General features: G+C 68.8%; 15 protein-coding genes. 9 read left to right on the plus strand and 6 right to left on the minus strand.

Features of this window, described 5'->3' with window-relative positions; genetic code table 11:
• Positions 1-15: 15 nt before the first annotated feature.
• From QQZ11_RS03815 to QQZ11_RS03830, 4 genes are all read right to left on the minus strand, one after another.
• Positions 16-1,218: an MFS transporter gene (locus QQZ11_RS03815; protein ID WP_284548762.1), complete on the minus strand. Its 1,203-nt coding sequence runs from the start codon at positions 1,216-1,218 to the stop codon at positions 16-18.
• A 107-nt stretch (positions 1,219-1,325) separates the two neighbouring features.
• Positions 1,326-2,957: a molybdopterin-dependent oxidoreductase gene (locus tag QQZ11_RS03820; RefSeq protein ID WP_284548763.1), complete on the minus strand. Its 1,632-nt coding sequence runs from the start codon at positions 2,955-2,957 to the stop codon at positions 1,326-1,328.
• A gap of 293 nt (positions 2,958-3,250) precedes the next feature.
• The gene (locus QQZ11_RS03825) at positions 3,251-4,186 is read right to left on the minus strand and encodes a 1,4-dihydroxy-2-naphthoyl-CoA synthase (RefSeq protein ID WP_284548765.1); all 936 of its coding nucleotides are present in this window, start codon (positions 4,184-4,186) and stop codon (positions 3,251-3,253) included.
• A 66-nt stretch (positions 4,187-4,252) separates the two neighbouring features.
• On the minus strand, positions 4,253-7,279 hold the full coding sequence (locus tag QQZ11_RS03830; protein WP_284550149.1) for a glycine--tRNA ligase: 3,027 nt from the start codon (positions 7,277-7,279) through the stop codon (positions 4,253-4,255).
• A gap of 65 nt (positions 7,280-7,344) precedes the next feature.
• Between QQZ11_RS03830 and QQZ11_RS03835 the strand changes: the two genes are divergently transcribed.
• Positions 7,345-9,345 (plus strand): alpha-amylase family glycosyl hydrolase, encoded by a 2,001-nt coding sequence (locus QQZ11_RS03835; protein WP_284548767.1) that lies wholly within the window; start codon positions 7,345-7,347, stop codon positions 9,343-9,345.
• 139 nt (positions 9,346-9,484) lie between these two features.
• Here the strand turns inward: QQZ11_RS03835 and QQZ11_RS03840 are convergent, their stop codons facing one another.
• Entirely contained in the window at positions 9,485-10,009 is a 525-nt protein-coding gene (locus tag QQZ11_RS03840) for a 2'-5' RNA ligase family protein (protein WP_284548768.1), read from the minus strand.
• Between the two features lie 69 nt (positions 10,010-10,078).
• Positions 10,079-10,711 (minus strand): helix-turn-helix transcriptional regulator, encoded by a 633-nt coding sequence (locus tag QQZ11_RS03845; RefSeq protein WP_284548770.1) that lies wholly within the window; start codon positions 10,709-10,711, stop codon positions 10,079-10,081.
• A 102-nt stretch (positions 10,712-10,813) separates the two neighbouring features.
• Between QQZ11_RS03845 and moaA the strand changes: the two genes are divergently transcribed.
• The 8 genes from moaA to QQZ11_RS03885 are packed head-to-tail and all read left to right on the plus strand — an operon-like array spanning position 10,814 to position 20,791.
• Positions 10,814-11,839, plus strand: a complete 1,026-nt coding sequence (moaA, locus tag QQZ11_RS03850; protein WP_284548771.1) for a GTP 3',8-cyclase MoaA — start codon at positions 10,814-10,816, stop codon at positions 11,837-11,839.
• A gap of 23 nt (positions 11,840-11,862) precedes the next feature.
• Positions 11,863-12,117 carry a MoaD/ThiS family protein gene (locus QQZ11_RS03855; protein WP_022909188.1) on the plus strand — a complete coding sequence of 85 codons (255 nt, stop codon included), beginning with the start codon at positions 11,863-11,865 and terminating at the stop codon, positions 12,115-12,117.
• A gap of 3 nt (positions 12,118-12,120) precedes the next feature.
• Entirely contained in the window at positions 12,121-12,723 is a 603-nt protein-coding gene (gene mobA / locus QQZ11_RS03860) for a molybdenum cofactor guanylyltransferase (protein WP_284548773.1), read from the plus strand.
• A 53-nt stretch (positions 12,724-12,776) separates the two neighbouring features.
• Complete coding sequence (locus tag QQZ11_RS03865; protein ID WP_284548774.1) at positions 12,777-16,487, plus strand: nitrate reductase subunit alpha; 3,711 nt, start codon at positions 12,777-12,779, stop codon at positions 16,485-16,487.
• Positions 16,487-18,070, plus strand: coding sequence for a nitrate reductase subunit beta (gene narH, locus QQZ11_RS03870; protein ID WP_284548776.1), 1,584 nt, complete (start codon positions 16,487-16,489; stop codon positions 18,068-18,070). Before QQZ11_RS03865 ends, narH begins: the two co-directional genes overlap by 1 nt.
• Entirely contained in the window at positions 18,070-18,720 is a 651-nt protein-coding gene (gene narJ / locus QQZ11_RS03875) for a nitrate reductase molybdenum cofactor assembly chaperone (RefSeq protein WP_284548778.1), read from the plus strand. Before narH ends, narJ begins: the two co-directional genes overlap by 1 nt.
• Before the next feature lie 3 nt (positions 18,721-18,723).
• A complete protein-coding gene (narI, locus tag QQZ11_RS03880) occupies positions 18,724-19,479 on the plus strand; it encodes a respiratory nitrate reductase subunit gamma (RefSeq protein WP_284548780.1) in 756 nt (251 codons plus the stop codon).
• Between the two features lies 1 nt (position 19,480).
• A complete protein-coding gene (locus QQZ11_RS03885; protein WP_284548781.1) occupies positions 19,481-20,791 on the plus strand; it encodes an MFS transporter in 1,311 nt (436 codons plus the stop codon).
• Positions 20,792-20,810: the final 19 nt, after the last annotated feature.

Below are 20,810 nucleotides of genomic sequence, written 5' to 3' on the forward strand. Positions count from 1 at the left end.
GCAACAACCAAGGACTCACCACTGGGTGGGGCGGGGGATCGTCCGCACGGCTCGGGAGGACGCCGTCATCACCGTGGCCAGGACCATCACCGCGACGAACACCCCGATGGTGAGACCGGCGCTCCTGGAGTGCAACAGCAACCCGGCCAACCCGGGAGCGAGAGACCCCAGTCCCATCGAGACGACGCCCAGCACCGACTGCATGCGCCCCTGCAGTTCGACCGGGGTTCGCCCGAACAGGTAGCCCAGCGCGGAAGCGTTGAGCGCCGGGACGACGAAGCTCACCGCCGTGACCACGGCGATCAGCACGGGGTAGGTCTGCCAGACGACTGCGGGCACGAACAGCAGCGTGTCGACACCGATCGCACCGATCACCAGCACCCCGGTGGGCAGGCGGCTGACGAGGCGGGCGGCGAACAGTGAGCCGATCAGTGCCGCGACGGCCGAGGCCGCGTCGAGGATGCCCACCTCGAAGGGAGTGTGGCCGTTGGCCAGCAGCACCAGGTTGAAGGTGAACAAGGCACCGCCGAACCCGAAGTTGGTGAGGATCGCGATCAGTGAGATGTCGATGATCACCCGTTGGCCACGCATCCAGCGCAGACCTTCGAGCAGGTCGTGCAGCACCGATTTCGGTTCACGAGTTGGGGGTGCGAGATCGGTGGCCACGCGGGAGATGGTGATCCCCTGAATCAGGTGCGCCACGGCAGTACCGGCGAACGGCAGCCAGGTCGTGAGCCCCAGCAGCAGGCCGCCCAAGGGTCCGGCCGCCAGTCGGATGCCCGCGTCGCGCCCCTGGTTGACGGCCATGGCGCCGGGGAAGTCCTCCACGTCGACCACGCTGCGCAGGGCGGCATCGGTGGCCGATCCGAACAGGGCGGCGAGCACGGCTCCGACCACGGCCGCCGCGAAGACGATCGGCCAGGTCAACAGACCCGCGACCCCCAACCCGGTGACGCTGCCCCAGATCACCACGCACCCCAGCGCGTACAGGCGGACGAGTCGTCCGCGGTCGTACCGGTCGACGATCACCCCACCGGGCAGGGAGACGATGGTGGTGATGACGGCTGCCGAGGTGCCCACCGCGCCCGCCCACACCGGCGACCCGCTCAGCAGGTAGACGACCAGGGGCACGGCGAAACCGCGAAGTGAGCCTCCGACCACGCCGGAGGAGTCGGAGACCAGCCACCACCGGTAAGTACCCGACCTGAGGGAGGACACGCCGTCACTGTAGGGGTACCGGGGGGCGCACGGGAGGTGGTTGCAGCCCTGCCGTCAGTGTCGCGTGCTCGTGAGGGTCCAGCGCGCAGGTGCCGACCGCACGGTGATCAGCCGACCACCACGTCGACACTGTGGAGGCCGGTCGCCCCGTCGGGCGCCGGGGGTGCCTGCTCCTCGGTCTGCCAGGCTCCGGTGGCGTCCTGCGCGCGGCACTGCAGCAGGTGCCTGCCCCTGGTGGACGGCCACGTCCAGTGCCACTGCCGCCACGTGTCGACCGATGTCACCTCGGCCAGGGTGGCTGGCTGCCAAGGACCTTCGTCCACCCTCACCTCGACGGCGCGAACCCCGGTGTGTTGGGCCCACGCGACGCCTGCCACGACCACGTCCCCCGAGGGCACCGTGGTGGCGTTGGCCGCACCCCCGTTGACGGGGACATCGATGCGCGAGGCCAGCTTGATGGGGCCGTTGGCGGACCACCCCAGCGGGGTCCAGTAGCCCTGGTCGGCAGCGAAGGAGGTCACCTTCAACTCGACCACCCACTTGGTCGCCGAGACGTAGCCGTAGAGACCGGGGACGACCATCCGCACGGGGTAGCCATGCTCACGAGGCAGCGGTTTGCCGTTCATGCCGACGGCGAGGAGTGCCTGGCGGTGGGGGTCGGTGAGGGCCTCCAGCGGGGTGCCAGCGGTCCACCCGTCAGCCGAGCGCGAGAGCACCATGTCGGCACCAGGGAGGGGCTCGGCCTCGGCCAGCAGTTCGCGCACCGGCAGGCCCAGCCACACGGCGTTCCCGGCGAGGTTGCCGCCGACCTCGTTCGACACGCAGGTCAGGGTGGTCACGTGCTCCATGAGTCCGCGCGACAGGAGGGTGGCGTAGTCGATGGTGACGGGCTTGCGCACCTGGCCGACGATCGAGAGCGTCCACTTCGTGGCGGAGACGCGGGGAACCACCAGGGCGGTGTCGATGCGGTAGAAGTCCTTGGCCGGGGTCACGTAGGGACTGAGCCCGGCGATGCCCAACTCTGCGCGGGCGGGTACGGCCTCGGTCGCTGGGGGGGTCGGCAGTGGGGGCAGTCCGGCGTCGGAGCCCGCTCCCACGCGGGCGTCGATCACGCGCTCGGCACCGACTCCGACCACGGCAGCGGTGGTCGCTCCCCCGAGCAGGGTCAAGAACCGGCGGCGTGCCTCGGTGTCGGGAGTGCCGTCGGCGAAGGTGCGTGAGTGCGCTCTCTCGACCAGGGCCGACAGCAGCGGTACCGCCACCACCAGTGCCACCAGGGTGGGGACGAGCGAGGACGGGAAGGAGGCAGCCGGGTCGGTGGAAGCTGCGAGCAGGGACAGCGCGGCCAAGGGGGCGATCACGACCCAGCCGAGGTGTCTTCGTCTGGCCGCCAGGAGACCGGCCAGGGCGCCGAGGGCCAGCGCAACCAGACTGACGATCACGAGCAACACCGGCTTGTCGGCGTGGCCGAGTGTCTCCTTGCCCCAGTTGACGAGCGGGGCTGGCATCAGGTCGATCAGCCGATTCCCGATGGCGGTCACGGGCGCCGACCCGGGACCGGTCGCCTGCGCGACCAGCGCGGCCGCTGCCAACCCCGTGCCGGTCGCCACCACGCCGCACAACCCCGCCAGCCGCGGCGAGGTGGCCGGACGAGGCGGCGGTGTCCTGGCCTGTTTCGGCGGCGGCTGTTGGCCGGACGGATCAGCGGCAGCGTCCGCAGGGCTGGTGACGGAGTTCACATCACCATCGTCCCCTCGTCGCGGGCAGGAACCAAGGGCGGACGGGGGCGGTTGCCCTCGTCCGGCGCAGTTGCCCGCGAACGGCACATTTGCCCGCGTGCGGGGGCGGTTGCCCACGTTCGGCGCAGTTGCCCATGGACAGGGAGAGGGCAGGTGCTCCGAAGGCGGGCAGGTGCGACGCAACGCGGGCAGGTGGGACCACCGATCTCGAGCACGAGCGACCCGAGTTCCGCCGGTTGAGTGGGGAGCGAAGCGACCGTGTGTCGAAACCGCGAGCGGCGCCCGATCGCCCGTCAGTAGTAGTACGGGAAGGCCGACCAGTCCGGCGGACGCTTCTCCAGGAATGAGTCCCGCCCCTCCACCGCCTCGTCCGTCATGTACGCCAACCGCGTGGTCTCCCCCGCGAACACCTGCTGCCCGATCAGCCCGTCATCGATGGCGTTGAACGCGAACTTCAGCATCCGCTGGGCGGTCGGCGACTTGCCGCACACCTTCGCCGCCCACTCCAGACCCACCGTCTCGAGATCCTCGTGCGGCACCACCTTGTTGACCGTGCCCATCTCGTAGGCCCGCTGCGCGTCGTAGGTCTCACCCAGGAAGAAGATCTCACGGGCCACCTTCTGCCCCACCTGCCGCGCCAGGTACGCCGAGCCGAACCCGGCGTCGAACGAGCCGACATCGGCATCGGTCTGCTTGAAGCGGGCGTGCTCGGCCGAGGCTAGGGTCAGGTCGCAGACCACGTGCAGGGAGTGACCGCCACCGGCGGCCCATCCGTTGACGAGCGCGATCACCACCTTCGGCATGAACCGGATCAACCGCTGCACCTCGAGGATGTGCAGCCGTCCTCCCTCGGCGGCCGCTCGCCTGGCGTCGACGGTCGAGGCGGTCTCACCCTCGGCGTACTGGTAACCGGATCGTCCGCGAATGCGCTGGTCACCACCGGAGCAGAAGGCCCACCCGCCATCCTTCTCGGACGGCCCGTTGCCGGTCAGCAGCACGCAGCCCACATCGGCCGAACGGCGGGCGTGGTCGAGGGCGCGGTACAGCTCGTCCACGGTGTGCGGACGAAAGGCGTTGCGCACCTCGGGCCGGTCGATGGCGATCCTGACCGCCGGCACCCGCTTGGCGCGGTGGTAGGTGATGTCGGTGAAGGCGGCGCCCCCGTCGACCTGGTCGCCGGTGATCTCGTCCCACAGGTCGGGGTTGAAGGGCTGGGATGGTTTCGACACGCTCGTTCCTCGCTACTCAACCGACCTTGGCCGGATCATTCCTCGCTGCTCAACCGACGATCGGACTCAGTTCTGACCCAGGGCCAGATCGAGAGAGCGCCAGTCGATGCCGGCCGGGGCCGACGCGAGCACCGAGGCCAAGAGCCCCAGCCGGGCTGCCCGCACCGCGGGGTCCTCGGCCATCACCAGGATCTGGTCGAAGAAGGCCTGCGTCTTGGCGACCAGATCGGACGACCCGTCCACGAACGAGCCGAACTCCCCGTGACCGACCGAATGACCGACCACCGAAGCCAGGTCCCTCTCGGCAGGCTCCGACAGCGCCGACTCGTCGTAATCAGCGGCCACGCCGGCCGGCAGGATCCGTCCGATGCGCACCAGAGCGGCGACGAGACTACGCAGGTGATCCGAGCCCAGCCGCGACTGCACCTGCGACAACAAAGCCTGCGCGACCCCGGGAGCCTCCGCCGCGGGCTGCACGGCGCCCACCAGATCGGCTGACACCCCTTCGTCCCGCAACAACTGGGCGTACCTGACGACGGTGAACTCGACGGCTGCCTCGACGGCGTCGTCCGCCACCTCGACCCCCTGCGAGCGCACCCGGGCGACCGCGTCGACGATGCCGTCGCGCACGGTGATGGCGGCCAGTTCGGGCTTCTCGCGCAGGATGCGCACCACACCGAGGGCAGCCCGGCGCAGACCGAACTGGTCGGACGAGCCCGTGGGCTTGGCGCCCAGGGCGAAGAGCCCAGCGAGCAGGTCGAACCGGTCGGCCAGGGCCAACAAAGCCCCGGGCACCGAGGCGGGCACGGCGTCGGCGGAGGTGTGCGGCTGCTCCATCTCGTAGAGGGCGTCGGCCACGGCTCGGGACTCGCCCAGCCGGACCGCGTACTCACGGGCCACGAACCCGGCCAGGGAGCTCATCTCGACGACCATCTGGCTCGACAGGTCGAACTTCGCCAACTGCCCCGCACGCTCCAGCGTGGCCCGGTCGTCCCCTGCCAGCCCCACTCGGTCGGCGAGCTTGCCGGCCACGTCGGCAATGCGGCGGGCGCGCAGCCCGACCGAGCCGAGCCGGTCCTCGAAGGTCAGTTGCTCGAGCCCGGGCACGAACTCGTCGGCCTTGGTCGCCTTGAGGTCGGAGTTCCAGAAGAACTGGGCGTCCTCGTAGCGGGCGCGCACCACCGAAGCGTTGCCGGCTGCCACGAGGTCGTCGTCGCAGGTGCCGTTGGCCATGGTCACGAAGTGCGGCAGCAGGGCACCGTCGGGTCCGTTGACGGGCAGGTAGCGCTGGTGCTTGCGCATCACGGTGGTCAGGATGCGCGCGGGCAGGTCGAGGTACTTCTGCTCGAACGCACCGAGCACCCCGTGGGGTTCCTCGACCAGGTTGGTGATCTCGTCGATCAGGGCGGCCTCGGCCTCGACGTCGATGGTCCCCCCGACGCTCGACGCCAGCCGCTGGGCCTGCTGGACCACGGAGGCACGGCGCTCGTCCGAACTCAGCACGATGCCGTTCGCCGCCAGGGCCGGCAGCAGGTCGTCCGCCCGTTCGAGGGCCAGTTCGCCGCGCACCCGGCCGTCGCTGTGGCCGGTCACCTCGCGCTGCAGTCGGGTCGTACGTCCCGCGACGACGGACGACACCCGCGCCGGCACGACGGCCGGTCCCCACAGGGCGACCAGCCAGCGGATGGCGCGGGAGTAGGACAACTTGGGATCGTTCCAGCGCATGTTCTTCTCGGCGCGAAGCCCCGGCAGCAGGCCCTCGACGATCGCGGCCAACACCTCGAGCGCCGGACGTCCCTCCTGACTGGAACGGACGGCGACGTGCTCGGTGCCGTTGAAGTCGGCCTTCTCGACCTGGTCGATGCTCACCCCCTGCCCGCGCAGGAAACCCTGGAGCGGCTTGGTGGGGTTGCCGTCGCCGTCGAAGGCGGCCGACCACTTGGGGCCCTTGCGCAGCAGTTCGGCATCGGGCTCGTGGGCCGCAACGCCGTCGACGACGGCGACCAACCGACGGGGAGTGCCGTCCACCCGGATCTCGCCGTGCTCGAGGCGAGTGCCGGCGAGGGCCTGGGTGAGTGCCACACGGACCGCAGCCACCTGGGCAGGCACCTCGTGCGGGGGCAGTTCCTCCAGGCCGATCTCGAGGACGAAGGTCTGGGCCTCGGTGGGCAGGCTGGCGGGATCGGTCGCCTCGGGAGCGGCTGGCTCCTGCTCGGCTTCTCGCATCAGCGGGAAACCCAGTTCCTGGCGACGTTCGATCCACAGATTGGCGGTGTCGCGCATCAGGCGGCGCATGGTGGCGAAGGCCTTGGCGCGTTCCGTGGTCGAGATGGCTCCGCGGGCGTCGAGCACGTTGAACGCATGCGAGCTCTTCAGGATGTAGTTGTGGGCCGGCACGGGCAGCCGGGCCTCGACCATGCGGGTCGCCTCACCCACGTAGGTCTCGTAGAGGGTGCGGTTCGCCTCGACGTCGGCGTCGTCGAGGTAGTAGCGGCTCATCTCGTACTCCTGCTGGCCGTAGGCCTCGCCGTAGGTGACGATGCGGCCATCGGCTGCGGTGGCGTAGGCGATGTCCTTGAAGTGGGTCACCCCCTGCAGGTTCATCAGGATGCGCTCGATGCCATAGGTCAGCTCGACCGGGATCGGGTCGAGGTTCACCCCGCCCACCTGCTGGAAGTAGGTGAACTGGGTGATCTCCATGCCGTCGAGCCACACCTCCCAGCCCAGCCCCCACGCCCCGATGGCGGGCTGACGCCAGTTGTCCTCGACGAAGCGGACGTCGTGCTTCGACAGGTCGATGCCGATGGCCTCGAGCGAGCCGAGGTACAGCTCCTGGGGGTCACCCGGCTCAGGCTTCAGGATCACCTGGAACTGGGTGTGCGTCTGCAGACGGTTCGGGTTCTCCCCGTAGCGGGAGTCGTCCGGACGCACCGAGGGCTCCACGTAGGCGACGTCCCACGGTTCCGGTCCGAGCACCCTCAACACGGTGGCGGGGTTCATGGTTCCCGCACCCACCTCGGTGTTGAACGGCTGCCAGATCAGGCAGCCACGCGAGGTCCAGTACTCGGACAGCTTGGTCAGGGCGTCTTGCATGGTCAGCACCGGGCCAGCCTAGTGCTGCGGCCGGGCGCCTACCGACCGGCCGATACTGTGGCCCCATGAACAATGTGTGGTCCCGCATTCGCGACTCCATCTCGGGACGGAAGACGGAGGTCACCTTGCCCACTTCGACGCCTTTCCCGTCGGACAACGACGACGCCCGGTGGGACGACGCCGAGGTGACCCCGGCCGGTGCCCCCCGGCGCGCGAACCAGACCACCGTCGTCCCTGCCGACACCGATGACGAACCGGACGAGGCACCCTCCGTCCCCGCCCGACGCAGCGAGCCCGAGGTGCAGACCGGGATGGGCGCCATCGTCCACGACGGAGGGGTGGCCTTCCGCGTGTGGGCACCCAACGCCCAGAGCGTCACCGTGGTGGGTCAGTTCAACGACTGGGACAAGGACGCCCACCCGCTCGACCACGAACAGGACGGGTACTGGTACACCGACGTGCCCGGCGCCAAGGCCGGCCAGGAGTACCAGTTCGTGCTCCGCAACGGCGACCAGGAACTGTGGAAGATCGACCCGTACGCCTACGAGGTCACGAACTCGGTCGGCAACGGCGTCATCGTCGACCACTCGAGCTTCGACTGGCAGGGCGACACCTTCGAGACCCCCCACCTGAACAACCTGGTCATCTACGAGATGCACGTGGGCTCGTTCGCCCAGGGACCCGACGGCACCGGTGACCTGCAGGCCGTCACCAAGCAGCTCGACCACCTCGACCGGCTCGGCATCAACTGCATCGAGTTGATGCCCCTGATGGAGTTCGCCGGCGACCAGTCCTGGGGCTACAACCCCGCCCACATCTTCGCCGTCGAGTCGAGCTACGGCGGCCCCAACGCCCTCAAGGTCTTCGTCCGCGAGGCGCACAAGCGCGGCATCTCGGTACTGGTCGACGTGGTCTACAACCACTTCGGACCCTCCGACCTCGAGCTGTGGCAGTTCGACGGGTGGAGCGAGAACGACAAGGGCGGCATCTACTTCTTCAACGACTGGCGCTCGGAGACCCCCTGGGGCGACACCCGCCCCGACTACGGACGACCGGAGGTGCGCCAGTTCCTGCGCGACAACGCCCTGATGTGGCTCAGGGAGTACCACCTGCAGGGTCTGCGCTTCGACATGACCCCGTACATGCGTTCGGTCACCGGTTTCGACCGGTCGATCCCCGAGGGTTGGGACGTCTGCCGGTTCATCAACGACGAGGTCCGCCGCCTGCACCCCGGCGCCATCACCATCGCCGAGGACCTCCACGGCGAGGCAGACGTGACCTCGATCGAGGAGGGCGGCGCCGGATTCCACTCGCAGTGGGACCAGCACTTCGTGCATCCGGTGCGGGCCCAACTGACGACCCTGGACGACAACTCGCGTTCGGTCACGGCCGTGGCCAATGCCGTCACCTTCAGCTACGGCGACGCCTACGAGCGGACCATCTACACCGAGAGCCACGACGAGGTCGCCAACGGCAAGGCCCGGGTGAACCAGGAAGTCGACCCCGACGATCCGCAGGGCTGGTTCGCCACCAAGCGGTCAACCCTCGGGGCGGCCCTCACTTTGACCAGCCCGGGCGTGCCCATGCTGTTCCAGGGGCAGGAGTTCCTGCAGGGTGGTTGGTTCTCCGACGACATCCCCCTCGACTGGGACCTGCTCGACGACTTCGTCGGCATCGCTCGCCTCTACCGCGACCTGGTTCGGCTGCGGCTCAACGCGCACGGCACCTCACTGGGACTGATGGGCCAGCACACGGCGGTGTTGCACGCCAACGACGAGAACAAGGTGTTCGCCTACCACCGGTCCATGAACGGTGGTCCCGGCGATGACGTCGTGGTGGTGGTGAACCTGCGCAACCAGGTCTGGGGCGAGTACCGCATCGGTTTCCCCGCCGCCGGCGAGTGGAAGCTCCTGCTCAACTCCGACGCGAAGGTCTACTCCGACACCTTCGGTGACCAGCCGGCCACCGACGTGACGGCCGACGACTCCGTCGACCAGGACGGCCAGCCGGCATCAGCGGTCATTTCGATCGCCGCCTACTCGGTGCTGGTGTTCGGACGGGCCTGAGCCCCTGCTGCAGTTGACCTGGGACGCCGTGTCGCCAGGATCACCACCATGGCTTGACCAACCCCCGAAAACGGGGGGTTGGTCAAGCCACGGTGGTGGTCTTGGCAGCATGATCGCTCGTCCACCGCTGGCGGGTGCCTCAGCCGAGCGCCCAAGTGCGCAACACCCTCACCTCATGAGAGCGGTACCAGACCAGGTCCACCCGATCGGGTCGCCACGGTCGACCCATCAGGTGCGCCACCGCGGCCGCCACGGACGACTCGCTGACCTGTTCCGAGAGGGCATCGAGGGTGATGTGCGGGGTGGGCGTGAACGCGCCGGCGTAGGCGGGCCACTCGGGGAAGGCGGCGACCAGGTCGTCCGTCAGGCGGCGGAACGGGTCGAGCGGCTCGGGGACGACGTGCACCACCCCGTTGGGGAAGGTTGCCACCCGGTCAAGCCTCACCTCGAACCTGGCATGACCGCTGCAGATCGACTCCACCGCGGTCGACTGTGCAGGGCTCAGTGCAGCCGGCACCGGCCCCAGCAGGGTGACATGGGCGTGCACGTGCCGCGGATCGGACGAGACCAGGCTTGCGTCGTAGTGCTGGTAGCGGGCCCGCACCCATGGCTCCAGCGGGGGGCACGGCACCTGCAACACCGCATGCCCGGGCCACTCACTCACCGCTCAACCCTGACAGACCGGACAGCACAACACCGAACCTGACGGGCGACCTCACCGGGTCCGACCCTCTCAGAGGGCGGGGACGTCCTCCACCCTGGCCAGGCACTCCCGCTCCCCCACCTGGAGGGTGGCCAGCCGATCCCGGCTGCCCCGTCGCTCGAGCACCCCGTCGATGAACCCGCGGTGCAGGGCACAGGCGGCAGGCAGCTGGGACCCGTCCAGCACCTCACGGAACGGGCATTTGACGAAGGTGACCAGACGATCGCCCGCCAGGGCAGAGAACCCGCGTTCACCGAAGATGCGAGCCACGGCCGTGAGATCGTCTCCCGAGTCGACCTGCGGCTCGGCTCCTCGTCCCCAGGCACGACCCGCTTCCACCAACCGCTGCTCCGAACCCTCCAGCGGGAGCACGAAGGTGTCGATCAGCACCTGTGCCAGTTCGACCAGATGGGTCTGCCCCAAGGTGGGGGCGTCGGCGGTCGCGGCGTAGACGGCGGGGGGACGACCGTGCGCACCGCTGGGCTGAACGGCCCGATGGAGGAACCCGGCGGCCACCAGTTCCTCGAGGTGGTTGCGGGCCGAGTTGGTGTGCAGGTCAAGGACACTGGCCACCCAGGACACTCCCACGGGCGACCCAGCGGACTGCACCACGCGCAGCACCTCGCTGCGGGTTGCCCCGAGGGGGGCATGCTCACCGGTCACGCGCTCATTCTGCCACCCGCACCCCGCGGCGCCGTCGTTGGGGCGGTCTCTCGTGGCCCGGGCCATTGTGGTGAGCGGGGGGCGTCCGCGTAGTCTCGGCCCATGCAACTGGGCGATCGCCACGGCCGGGTGGCCACGGACCTGCGGGTCTCGCTGACCGACCGCTGCAACCTGCGCTGCACCTACTGCATGCCCGCCGATGGCCTGCCGTGGCTTCCGACCGAGGAGGCGCTGACCGACCCGGAGGTGGTGCGCGTCCTGACGGTCGCCGTCGAACGCCTGGGAATCACCAAGCTGCGATTCACCGGCGGCGAGCCCCTGCTCAGGCCAGGACTTGCCCGCATCATCGCCGCCTCGAAGGAGCTGCGAACCGCCGACGGCCGACCCCCCGAGACCTCGCTGACCACCAACGGACTGGGTCTCGACAAACGGCTGGACGACCTGGTGGCCGCCGGCCTCGACCGGGTCAACATCTCCCTCGACTCCCTCGACCGCGCCACCTATGCCCGGCTCAGTCGTCGCGACCGCCTGCCCGACGTGCTCACCGCGATCGACGCGGTGATCGCCTCACCGCTTCGCCCGATCAAGATCAACGCGGTCATCATGCGCGGCGAGAACGAGCAGGCGATTGCCCCGTTGGCCCAGTTCTGCCTCGAGCGCGGCCTGCAGCTGCGCTTCATCGAACAGATGCCCTTGGGTCCCCGCCATGAATGGGTGCGCTCCGCGATGGTCACCCAGGCCGAGATCCTCGACGTGCTCCACCAGCACCACACCCTGACCCCCGTCGACGAGCCGCGCGGGCATGCTCCGGCCGAGCTGTGGCGGGTCGAGCCGGACACCCGCCCGGGCACCGCACACGCCGGGGGAACCATCGGGGTGATCGCCTCGGTGACCCACCCCTTCTGCGCGGCCTGCGACCGTTCCCGCATCACCGCCGACGGCCAGGTGCGGACCTGCCTGTTCAGCCGCACCGAGACCGACCTGCGGACGATCCTGCGCTCGGGAGGATCCGACGACGACCTGGCCGCAGCGTGGGTCGGGGCCCACGCCTCCAAGCCCGCCGGCCATGGCATCGATGAGCCCACCTTCCTGCCCCCGTTGCGTACCATGAGCGCCATCGGCGGTTGACGCCGCCCGAGCCCAGGAGAACCATGCTGATCCGCTTCTTCGCTGGTGCCGCTGAGGCGGCCGGCACCGAGGAGACCCGCTTGCTGGCCGACGACCTCACGGTGACGGGGCTGCTCAGCGAACTGCCCGCCCACCTGCCCGACCACGACCCCGAGCGACTCGCCAAGGTGCTGCGCGTGAGCAGTCTGCTGGCCGACGGGGTGAGGGTGGACGATCCGTCCCTCTCGCTGCGTGGGGTGGCCCAACTCGACGTGCTGCCGCCCTTCGCCGGCGGCTGACCGATGGCCCCGGGCGGCCGCTCCACCACCGCGGCGATCATCCTGGCCGGGGGCACCTCGCAGCGGATGGGCACCGACAAGCTGGCCCTCACCCTCGAGGGCCGAAGCCTGCTGCAGCGGGCGGTTCACGCCGCCCAGCGGGTGAGTGATCGGGTCCTGGTGGCGGGGCCGTCCCGCGAAGGGTTGGGGGGGTCGGTTGGTTTCGTGGCCGAGGACCCTCCCCTGGGCGGACCCCTGGCCGGTCTGGCTGCGGCGCTTGCCGTCCTGCCGCCCGATGTCGACCAGGTGCTGGTACTGGCCGGAGACCTGGCCCATCCCGACGAGACCGTCGACCTGCTGACCGACCCTCTGCCCGACGCCGGTGAGCCGCCGCTCGACGGTGCGGCCCTGGTCGATGCGGAGGGATTCACGCAGTTCCTGGCGGCCCGCTACCTGCGGCGACCGCTCGCGGCCCTGGTCGGCACCCCGGAGCATGCCCGCAACCGCGGCGTGCACCGGGCACTGAAGCCACTGCGCCTCAGGCTGATTCCCGCCCCGACGAGCGCGGTCTCCGATCTCGACACGCCTGAGCAGGCCCGCGAGGCAGGGGTCTACGACACGTTGTAGGAATTTCCCCCCTCCGCCGGTGGAAACCTGAGCGGGCATGCTTGAATCGCGGCATGAGTTCACCCGCCCGGATCGACGGACCTGCCTCGGATGCCCTGCTGAAACTGGGCAGGTTCTTCAGTCGTTGGGACGAGACGGACGACGGGCGCGCCGTCTTCCGCGAGGGCGGCCGGGCCGGTGACGTCTTCTACCGCGACCGGTGGAGCCACGACAAGGTGGTGCGCTCGACCCACGGGGTGAACTGCACCGGATCATGTTCCTGGAAGGTCTACGTCAAGGACGGGATCATCACCTGGGAGTCGCAGCAGACCGACTATCCGACGACCGGTCCCGATCGTCCCGAGTACGAGCCCCGCGGCTGCCCCCGCGGAGCCGCGTTCTCGTGGTACACCTACTCCCCGACCCGGGTGCGCTACCCCTACGGCCGCGGGGTGCTGATCGAGATGTACCGCGAGGCGAAGGCCCGCCTCGGCGACCCCGTCGAGGCCTTCCGCGAGGTCTCGACCGACCCCGAGAAGCGTCGCCGCTACCAGCGGGCCCGCGGCAAGGGCGGACTGGTGCGCATCAGCTGGCAGGAGGCCGTCGAGATCGCGGCCGCCAGCTATGTCAACACCATCAAGAACTACGGACCCGACCGCTGCGTCTCGTTCTCGCCGATCCCGGCCATGAGCATGGTCAGCCACGCCATCGGCACCCGTTTCACCCACCTGATCGGTGGGGCCATGACCAGCTTCTACGACTGGTACGCCGACCTGCCGGTGGCCAGCCCGCAGGTGTTCGGTGACCAGACCGACGTTCCCGAGTCGGGTGACTGGTGGGACGCCACCTACCTGATGATGTGGGGCTCGAACGTCCCGGTCACGCGCACCCCCGACGCCCACTGGATGGCGGAGGTGCGCTACCGCGGCACCAAGGTGGTCGCCGTCAGCCCCGACTACGCCGACAACGTGAAGTTCGCCGACGAGTGGCTGCCCGCCCAGGCCGGTACCGACGCGGCCCTGGCGATGGCCATGGGGCACGTCATCCTCAAGGAGAACTTCGTCGACGGGTCGGTCGACTACTTCACCGACTACGTCAAGCAGTACACCGACCTCGGCATGCTGGTCACCCTCGTCGACCACCCCGAGGGACATGGGCTGACGGCCGGCAAGTTCCTGACCGCTGCCGACCTGCCCGCCGAGGCACACCGCAGCGATGCCTCCTTCCGCACGGTGATGTACGACACCGCCCGCCACGCACCGGTGGTGCCGAACGGCACCATGGGCGACCGCTACTCCGAGGACGGTGCGGGCCAGTGGAACCTCGAGCTCGGCGACCTGCAGCCGGCCCTCAGCCTGATCGACCAACCCGACACACGCGCCGTCGAGATCGCCCTGCCCTGTTTCGAGGACGCCAAGGGTGAGGGCACGATCATCCGTCGTGGGGTGCCCGCCACCGTCATCGACGGCCAGTTGGTCACGACCGTCTTCGACCTGATGCTCGCCCAGTACGGGGTGGGACGCCCGGGCCTTCCCGGTGTCTGGCCCGCCGACTACGACGACGCATCGGTGCCCTACACCCCCGCCTGGCAGGCCGAGATCACCTCGGTGCCCGCCGAGGCCTGCGTTCGCATCGCCCGCGAGTTCGCCGCCAACTCGGCCGAGTCGAAGGGCCGCACCATGATCATCATCGGTGCGGGCATCTGCCACTGGTTCCACGCCGACGTCACCTACCGGGCCATCATCGCCCTGTTGATGATGACCGGCTGCATCGGTCGCAACGGCGGCGGCTGGGCCCACTACGTCGGCCAGGAGAAGTGCCGACCCATGACCGGCTGGTTCAACATGGCCAACGCACTCGACTGGAGCAGGCCCCCGCGCACCATGATCGGCACCGCCTACTGGTACATGCACACCGACCAGTGGCGCACCGACGGGTTCTCGTCCGACTCGGTGAAGTCGCCGTTGTCGACCGGCAAGCTCGACGGACTGCACACCGCCGACGCCGTGGCCCTGTCGCACCGCCTCGGATGGATGCCCTTCTACCCCCAGTTCGACCGCAATCCCCTCGACCTCGCCGACGAGGCCGCCGCAGCCGTGGAACGCGGCGAGGCGGAGACCCCGCAGGCGTGGGTGGCCGCACAGTTGAAGAACCGCACGCTGCGCAGTTCGGTCGAGGACGTGGACGCCCCCCAGAACTGGCCACGCACCATGATCCTGTGGCGCTCGAACCTGTTCGGCAGCTCGGCCAAGGGCAATGAGTACTTCCTCAAGCACCTGCTCGGCACCCACAACAACGTGATGGAGAACGGCCACGGAGCAGACCTGCGACCCGAGCACGTCGTCTGGCACGACGAGGCACCCGAGGGCAAGCTCGACCTGCTGATCACGGCCGACTTCCGCATGACCAGCTCGACCCTGCTCAGCGACATCGTGTTGCCGGCGGCGACCTGGTACGAGAAGCACGACCTCTCCTCGACCGACATGCACCCGTTCGTGCACGCCTTCACCCCGGCCATCGACCCGCCGTGGGAGACCAAGAGCGACTTCGACGTCTTCACCGAACTGGCCCTCAAGCTGTCCGAACTGGCCAAGGGACGGCTCGACACCCGCCGCGACCTGGTGGCGGTCGCACTGCAGCACGACACCCCCGGACAGATCGCCCAACCCGGCGGTCGGGTGCCCGAATGGCTCGACACCGACCTGCCGGCCGTCCCCGGGAAGAACCTGCCGGTGCTGCAGGTCGTCGAACGTGACTACACCGCGATCGCCGACAAGCTGCTCACGGTCGGACCGCTGGCCGAGAAGCTCGGCTTCACCACCAAGAACATCACCTACGACGTCACCCACCAGGTGCAGCGACTGGGCAGGCTCCACGGCGTGTACCCGTCGGGCCCTGCGGCGGGTCGTCCGGCCATCAACACCGACCAGCGGCTGGCCGAGGCCATCCTGACCTTCTCGGGCACCACCAACGGCGAACTGGCCACCCAGGGGTTCCGCACCCTCGAACACAAGACCGGACGATCCCTGGTCGACCTGGCTGCGGGCTCGGAGGAGAAACTGATCACCTTCGCCCAGACCCAGGCCAGCCCCCAGCCGGTGATCACCTCACCGGAGTGGTCGGGGTCGGAGACCGGTGGACGCCGCTACGCCGCGTTCACCATCAACACCGAGCGGCTCAAGCCCTGGCACACCCTGTCGGGCCGGATGCACTTCTTCCTCGACCACGACTGGATGATCGACGCCGGCGAACAGCTGCCGATCTTCCGTCCACCCCTGGACATGCGGCGGGCCTACGGGGAACCCGAGTTGGGCCCGACCGGTGAGAAGGCGATCACCGTGCGCTACCTGACGGTGCACAACAAGTGGTCGATCCACTCCGAGTACCAGGACAACCTGTTCATGCTGAGCCTCGGACGAGGCGGCCCCCAGGCGTGGCTGAGCGTCGCCGATGCCGCCTCGATCGGGGTTGCCGACAACGACTGGATCGAGCTCACCAATGCCAACGGCGTGTTCGTGGCCCGCGCCGTCGTCACCTCGAAACTGCCCGACGGCATCTGCTACGTGCAACACGCCCAGGAACGGACGATCGACGTGCCCAAGTCCGAGGCGACGGGCCGACGCGGGGGCATCCACAACTCGGTGACCCGCATCCTGCTCAAGCCCACCCACCTCATCGGCGGCTACGCCCACCAGGCCTATGCCTTCAACTACATCGGCCCCACCGGCGTGCAGCGAGACATCGTCTCGACCGTGCGCCGCCGCTCCCAGGAGGTTCAGTACTGATGGCGACCAAGCCACGTCGCGTGATGGCCCAGGTGGCCATGGTGATGAACCTCGACAAGTGCATCGGGTGCCACACCTGCTCGGTCACCTGCAAGCAGGCCTGGACGAACCGGGCCGGCACCGAGTACGTCTGGTTCAACAACGTCGAGACCCGACCCGGGCAGGGGTATCCGCGCAGCTACGAGGACCAGGACACGTGGCAGGGCGGCTGGGTCCGCACCCGCTCGGGACGCCTCAAGCTGCGCTCCGGAGGGCGGTTCAAGAAGCTGATCAGCATCTTCGCCTCACCAGTGCAGCCCGAGATCAGTGACTACTACGAGCCGTGGACCTACGACTACGAGAACCTGGTCCAGGCACCGCTGGGCGACGACTTCCCGGTGGCCCGTCCCAAGTCGTTGATCACCGGCGACGACCTGCAGATCAAGGCCTCGGCAAACTGGGACGACGCGCTGGGCGGCGTCGGCGCCACCGCCGAGTCCGACCCGATCCTGAGGAAGCTTCGCGACGAGGCGAACCTGCAGATCAAGCTCGAGTACGAGAAGACCTTCATGTTCTACGTGCCCCGCATCTGCGAGCACTGCCTCAACCCCTCGTGCATGGCCTCCTGCCCCTCGGGCGCCATCTACAAGCGCGCCGAGGACGGCATCGTGCTCGTCGACCAGGACAAGTGCCGCGGTTGGCGCCAGTGCATCACCGGCTGCCCCTACAAGAAGATCTACTTCAACCACCGCTCGGGCAAGGCAGAGAAGTGCACCTTCTGCTACCCCCGCCTCGAGGTCGGACTGCCGACGGTCTGCTCCGAGACCTGTGTGGGACGACTGCGCTACATCGGCATCATCCTCTACGACGCCGACCGCGTCACCGAGGCCGCCCTGGCCGACGACAAGGACCTCTACGAGGCACAACTCGAGTTGATGCTCGACCCCAACGACCCCCAGGTGATCGCCGACGCCCAGGCCAACGACGTGCCCATGGACTGGATCCGGGCCGCCCAGCGCTCCCCGGTCTACGCACTGATCAAGCACTTCAAGGTCGCCCTCCCGCTGCACCCCGAGTACCGGACGATGCCGATGGTCTGGTACGTGCCGCCGCTGTCGCCGGTCGTCGACCTGCTGAAGGCGCAGGGTCACGACTCCGAGGCCGGGGGCAACTTGTTCGGGGCCATCGATTCGTTGCGGATCCCGCTGGAGTACCTGGCCGAACTGTTCTCGGCCGGTGACGTCGAGGTCGTCCGCGGGGTGCTGCAGAAGTTGGCGGCGATGCGTTCCTACATGCGCGACGTCACCCTGGGGCGTGATCGCCAGCCCGAACTGGCGCGGGCCGTGGGCATGGAGCCCGCCGCCATGGAACAGATGTACCGGCTGCTGGCCATCGCCAAGTACGAGGACCGTTACGTCATTCCCAAGGCCCACCGCGAACAGGCCCACAACCTCGAGGAGATGGGCTGCTCGCTCGACTTCGAGGGCGGTCCCGGTTCGGGTGGTGAGGGGCCATTCGGGTCCTCGTCCGGTCGGGTGGTGCCGGTCGCGATCGAGTCGTACGCCGACGCCAAGGCGCGCCAGCGCGACGAGAGCGGGGCGTGATGGCGAAGTCCGCCACGAGCCAGCACTCACCCATCGACGCCCAACGCCGCAGCGCTGTCGTGTTCCGGGCCGCTGGCCTGCTGCTCGACTACCCCGACCAGGCCATGATCGACAACCTCGACCTGATCGACGAGGCGGTCACCGAGGTGGGGGCACGCGAGTTCTTCGTCGAGACGCTGGCCCACCTGCGTCGCCTGCCGCTGATGGAACTGCAGTCGTGGCACGTGCAGGAGTTCGACCTCTCCCGCCGTCACGCCCTGCACCTGACCTACTGGACCGACGGGGACACCCGTCGCCGCGGCGAGGTGTTGGCCAGCATCAAGCAGACCTACCGCGACTCCGGACTGCTGGTCGACCTCGACGGTGAACTGCCCGACCACCTGCCGATGGTGCTGGAGTTCGCCGCCACCGGACACCCCGAGCTGGGACGGGCCATCCTCAACCGCTACCGCGCCAGTCTCGAACTGCTGCGCATCGGCCTCGAGAAGGACTCCCTCCCCCACGCCGGCCTGGTGGCCGCCATCTGCCATGAGCTCGGCGGGGAGTCGCCGCAGACCCGCGAGCTGGTTCGCACCCTGATGGCCGGGCCCCCCGCCGAGAGCGTCGGCGTCGAACCCGTGCTGTTGCCCTATCCCAGCGTGAGGAGCTGATCCGTGAAGGTGCTGCTGTGGGGCGTGCTGCCCTACCTGACGCTGCTGATGCTCGTCGGTGGTCTCATCTGGAGGCGCCAGTACGACGCCTTCGGCTGGACGACCCGGTCGTCCCAGTTGTACGAGTCGAAGGTGCTGCGCATCGCCTCACCCGTCTTCCACTTCTCACTGCTGGCCGTCTTCGGTGGACACGTGGTCGGGTTGATGGTGCCCAAGTCGTTCACCGACTGGATCGGGCTGAGCCAGCACAACTACCACGCCGGGGCCCTCTACGGCGGCGGCCTGGCGGGGCTGGGTCTGGTGCTCGGCCTCGCGCTGCTCGTCTGGCGGCGACGCCGCACGCCGGCCGTGTTCCGGGCCACCACCTGGAACGACAAGATCATGTACCTGGTGCTGGCGCTGGTCGTCGGACTCGGACTGTTCGCAACCCTGACCGGTGGTCGCACCCCGTCGGGAGCCGAGCACAACTACCGCGAGACCGTCTCGGTGTGGTTCCGCTCGCTGTTCACCTTCCAGCCTGACGTCGACGCCATGGCCGCCTCGACCTGGCAGTTCCAGGCGCACGTCGTGATCGCCCTGCTGCTGATCGCGGGCATCCCGTTCACCCGGTTGGTGCACGCATTCTCTGCACCGGTGCACTACCTGTTCAGGCCCTACATCGTCTACCGCTCCCGTGACGCGGTCGGAGCCCGCCGTTCGGCCACCGTGAAGGGCCGTGGGTGGGACCCGATCGGTACCCCCGACAACCGCCGCCGCTGACATGAGCGAGGCAACCGTGGTCCCCACGCAGCGGGGGGCCGGCCGCGTGCTGGCCATGTCGAGCATCGCGTTCACGCTGATGTTCGCCGTCTGGCTGATGTTCGGCATCCTCGGCATCCCCATCCAGAAGGAACTGGGCCTCTCGGACGAACAACTGAGCTGGATCTCAGCGTTGGCCGTGCTCAACGGCTCGCTGTGGCGACTGCCAGCCGGCATCCTCGCCGACCGCTTCGGCGGACGCGTGGTCACGCTGGTGCTGATCTTCGCCACCGCCGTCCCGGCCTTCCTGGTGTCGCGGGCAGAGAGCTACGGGGCCGTGCTCGTCCTCGCCTTCCTGGTCGGCTTCGCCGGCAACCTGTTCTCGGTCGGCACCGCGTGGAACTCCGCCTGGTTCGGCAAGGAGCGCAAGGGACTGGCCCTGGGCGTCTTCGGGGCCGGCAATGTCGGCGCGTCGGTGACAAAATTCATCGGACCCCCGCTCATCCTCGCGACTGCCGGCACCACCTTCGCCTTCGGCATCCAGGGTGGTTGGCGGCTGGTGCCGGTGATCTACTCCGGGCTGCTGGTCGTCGTCGGGGTCATCACCCTGCTGGTCGTGCCCCGTCCCGACCACGTGCCCGGCCGATCGAAGCCGGTGCGCGAGATGCTGCAACCGCTCAGGCACGTGCGGGTGTGGCGGTTCAGCCTCTACTACGTGGCCGTGTTCGGGGTCTACGTCGCCCTGTCGGCCTGGCTCCCGAAGTACTACGTCGACAACTTCGACGTGTCGCTCACCGTCGCCGGACTGTTGAGCGCCACCTTCATCTTCCCCGCCAGCCTGCTGCGTCCGGTCGGCGGGTGGCTGTCCGACCGCTTCGGGGCCAGACGCGTGATGTACCTGACCTTCGTGCTGATGGCGATCACCTCCGGGATCCTGATGATGCCGAACGGGCACATCGTGATCGCCCACCCCGACGGCACCCAGACCGAACACCTCGCCTACCGGATGGCGCTGCCGGCGTTCGTGGCCCTGGTCTTCGTGCTCGGCTGCGCGATGGGTCTGGGCAAGGCGGCGGTGTTCAAGCACATCCCCGAGTACTTCCCCGACAACGTCGGCTCCGTCGGAGGGCTGGTCGGCATGCTCGGCGGCCTGGGCGGGTTCGTGCTGCCGCCCCTGTTCGCCTACTCCAAGCAGTGGTCAGGCTTTCCCTCGTCCACCTTCTTCTGCATCTTCGTGCTGGTCGTGATCTGCGGCGCCTGGATGCAGTGGACGATCCACGGCATGTTGCACCGGGCAGCCCCCGAACTTGCCGGCCAGATCGAACCCACCTGAGAAACCCCTCACGAGAACA

This window comes from Aestuariimicrobium sp. T2.26MG-19.2B, from assembly GCF_950101875.1.
GTDB lineage: Bacteria > Actinomycetota > Actinomycetes > Propionibacteriales > Propionibacteriaceae > Aestuariimicrobium > Aestuariimicrobium kwangyangense.

Bases quoted from the DNA above. Each gene is read 5' to 3' on its own strand.
- QQZ11_RS03830 (WP_284550149.1), bottom strand. From the start codon at position 7,279: ATGCAAGACGCCCTGACCAAGCTGTCCGAGTACTGGACCTCGCGTGGC.
- QQZ11_RS03835 (WP_284548767.1), top strand. From the start codon at position 7,345: ATGAACAATGTGTGGTCCCGCATTCGCGACTCCATCTCGGGACGGAAG.
- moaA (WP_284548771.1), top strand. From the start codon at position 10,814: ATGCAACTGGGCGATCGCCACGGCCGGGTGGCCACGGACCTGCGGGTC.
- QQZ11_RS03855 (WP_022909188.1), top strand. From the start codon at position 11,863: ATGCTGATCCGCTTCTTCGCTGGTGCCGCTGAGGCGGCCGGCACCGAG.
- mobA (WP_284548773.1), top strand. From the start codon at position 12,121: ATGGCCCCGGGCGGCCGCTCCACCACCGCGGCGATCATCCTGGCCGGG.
- QQZ11_RS03865 (WP_284548774.1), top strand. From the start codon at position 12,777: ATGAGTTCACCCGCCCGGATCGACGGACCTGCCTCGGATGCCCTGCTG.
- narH (WP_284548776.1), top strand. From the start codon at position 16,487: ATGGCGACCAAGCCACGTCGCGTGATGGCCCAGGTGGCCATGGTGATG.
- narJ (WP_284548778.1), top strand. From the start codon at position 18,070: ATGGCGAAGTCCGCCACGAGCCAGCACTCACCCATCGACGCCCAACGC.
- QQZ11_RS03885 (WP_284548781.1), top strand. From the start codon at position 19,481: ATGAGCGAGGCAACCGTGGTCCCCACGCAGCGGGGGGCCGGCCGCGTG.